This is a genomic window from Sphingomonas sp. ATCC 31555, from assembly GCF_000282895.1.
Classification (GTDB): domain Bacteria; phylum Pseudomonadota; class Alphaproteobacteria; order Sphingomonadales; family Sphingomonadaceae; genus Sphingomonas.
In genome coordinates this window covers 1-2,168 of sequence record NZ_ALBQ01000054.1, presented here as the reverse complement: position 1 = coordinate 2,168, position 2,168 = coordinate 1, and the positions used below count along the sequence as shown (strand labels likewise).

2 pseudogenes are annotated in these 2,168 nt (G+C 61.3%); both read right to left on the bottom strand.

Annotated elements, in window-relative coordinates:
• Positions 1–1,652 (bottom strand): annotated as a pseudogene (locus B215_RS0117855) (hypothetical protein); the annotation flags it as partial.
• A gap of 246 nt (positions 1,653–1,898) precedes the next feature.
• A pseudogene (locus B215_RS21640) lies at positions 1,899–2,168 on the bottom strand (methyl-accepting chemotaxis protein); the annotation flags it as partial.

Here is a 2,168-nt window from a genome sequence, read left to right as displayed (position 1 = left end):
TGGCGGGCGATTTCCTGGACGATGCCGATCTTCTCCGCGATCGTTTGCATCGCGCCCACGGCACGATCGACGGCGATGCCGCTGACTTCAGCATCCTTGGCGGACTGGCGGGCGATCTTCTCCGTCTGCGCCGCGTTATCGGCGTTCTGCTTGATGTTGGCGGCCATCTCTTCCATCGCGGCCGAGGCCTGTTCCGCAGCGGCGGCCTGCTCGGTCGCGCCTTGCGACACCTGTTCGGAGCTCGACGAAAGCTGCTGGCTGCCGGAAGAGACATTCTCCGCTGCCACCGTTGCATCGCCGACGACGCCGCGCAGCCGCTCGACCATGCGCACCAGCGCGTTGCCCAGCGTGTCCTTCTCCGACAGCGGCTTGTGATTGACGGTCAGGTCGCCAGCCGCGATCTGGTCGGCCAAGTTTGCGCTGACCCGGAGATTGTCAACCAGCAGGTTGATCGAGTCCTTCATGCGCCGGTGATCGCCGTCGCAGGATAATTCGACACGCTCGCGCAGGTCGCCCAGGCTGACGAGGTTGAGCACCCGATTGCCCTCGGCGATCGGCAGCAGGATGGCGTCGAGCATACCGTTGATGCCCCCGACAAGCGCCGCGAAGTCGCCCACGAAGCGCTTCTGGTCGCCGCGCGCGTTGAGGTCGCCGGACGTCGACAGGGCGATCAGCCGCTGAATCTCTCCCGTGATCTCGCGAAGGTTGCGCCGAAGCGTTTCCACCGTGTCGTTGATGAAGGCCTTCTTGCCCGGGAATTGCTCGAGCGGCGCTTCGAAGTTGCCTTCGCCAAACTCCTTGATGCACGCCATCGCCTTCTTCTTCACCGCGATATGGCTGATGACCATATTATTCACGCCCTGCGCCATCGTCGCGAAGTCGCCGCGAAACTTCTCCACCGGCACCAGCACGTCGATGTCGCCCTTGTCGTGTTCGGCCGACATATGCTTCATCTCAGAGATCAGGCCCTTGAGATTGCCGCGCATGGTTTCGATCGTGTCGTTGATGAAGGCTTTCTTGCCCGGCAGCTGCTCGATTTGCGCGTCGAAATTGCCCTCGCTGAATTCCTTGAAGCACGCCATCGCCATTTTCTTTACGGCGATATGGCTGGCCACCATGCTGTTCACGCCCTGCGCCATGATCGCGAAGTCGCCGCGGAACTTCTCGACGGGAACGACGACGTCGATATTTCCCTTCTCATGTTCCGCCGCCATGCGATCCATCTCAAAGATGAGGCCCTTGAGATTGCTGCGCATGGTTTCAATTGTGTCGTTGATGAACGCCTTCTTGCCGGGCAGCTGCTCGATCTGCGCATCGAAATTGCCTTCGCTCAGTTCCTTCACGCAGGCCATCGCCTTCTTCTTGACGCCGATGTGGCTGGCGACCAGACCGTTGACGCGCTTGGCAAGCGTGGCGAAGCTGCCCTGGAACGCCTCGGTCGGCATCACGGCATCAATGTCGCCCTTCTCGTGCTCGGAAGCCATTTCGCTAATGCTGTCGTTCAGCGCAGCAACCGGACGCATCGCACTGTCGAGAAGCTGGTTGATCGCGACTAGCACGTTCCGGGTCCGGCCTCTGGCAAAGGACAGATTGGCGCGTTCCGAGAGATCGCCGCGCGTAACTGCGACCTCCAGGCGAGCGATTTCGGCCATCAGATCAGAATATGATACACCGTTGAAGAGATTCATCGACATGGCGGGTCCTTTGAGGCATCTCAATATTTAGGAAGAAAAAAGTTACTGAGGTATTTTTAACCTTGTCTTTCCTTGTATTGATCCCCGTAAGTATAGCTCCGTAACTTCTGTTCACGGTGCGAGCCCGCGAATGCGGCCCCAGCGATCCTCAGCCCAGTGTGCGGGCCGGCGGCGTTGGCAGGGCGGCAAGAAACGCGAAACAGATCATGCCGCCTGGATGTGGAAGCGATGGTCCTCCTCGTCCGCCCCGCCATTGGCGAGATCGAGAGCGAAGCCGCGGGCGCGGGCCTGCTGGTCGCTCACGCTGCCCGGCTTGGCACGCGCCGCTGCCGGCTTGGCGGCGGGCTTGCGAGCGGCGGGACGAGCGATCGCAGCCGGGCGAGCACGCTGCATGCCGTCGACCTTGAAATAGGCGATGCTGTGCTGCAGCTCCTCGGCCTGGGCGGCGAGTTCCTCGGACGTAGCGCTGATCTG